The organism is Salifodinibacter halophilus (genome assembly GCA_012999515.1).
Classification (GTDB): domain Bacteria; phylum Pseudomonadota; class Gammaproteobacteria; order Nevskiales; family Salinisphaeraceae; genus Salifodinibacter; species Salifodinibacter halophilus.
In genome coordinates, this window is the sequence record JABEEB010000032.1 from 1 (window position 1) to 413 (window position 413).

Below are 413 nucleotides of genomic sequence, written 5' to 3' on the forward strand. Positions count from 1 at the left end.
CGCAGGGCGGTTTTCGCCGCGTTCGGGCCGGAACGTATCGTTCCAAAACGCCTCCCACGCCGCGTACTTATCTGTAACGCATCGGGTGCGCAACGATCGCCTCGCTCCGGCACGGGCGCCAGCTTAACGCGGAGTCATTTCAACTTCGTTCAGCGCCGGCCGCCCGCCGCAGGCCTTACGGACGCGGATAGCGCAGCATGGTCAGCCCGATCAGGCGCGACACCACCGCGGCGACATAGCCCACGCCGGCGAACTGCTCGAGCATGGTCAGCACCCGCGCCGCCGGCGACATCGGCAGGATGTCGCCGAGCCCCACCGCTGACAGGTTGGTGAAACTCAGGAACAGCAGCTCCAGCCAGGTGCGCGGCTCGCCCGGCCGCTGCGCGCCGACGAAGCTGTCCGGATACCAGGCC

The 413-nt window shown here is 68.3% G+C and carries 1 protein-coding gene; it reads right to left on the bottom strand.

Annotated features, from left to right (window positions below):
- Window positions 1–175 precede the first annotated feature (175 nt).
- Window positions 176–413: two pore domain potassium channel family protein (locus tag HKX41_10535; GenBank protein NNC24568.1), on the bottom strand; the 238-nt coding region annotated here is incomplete at its 5' end.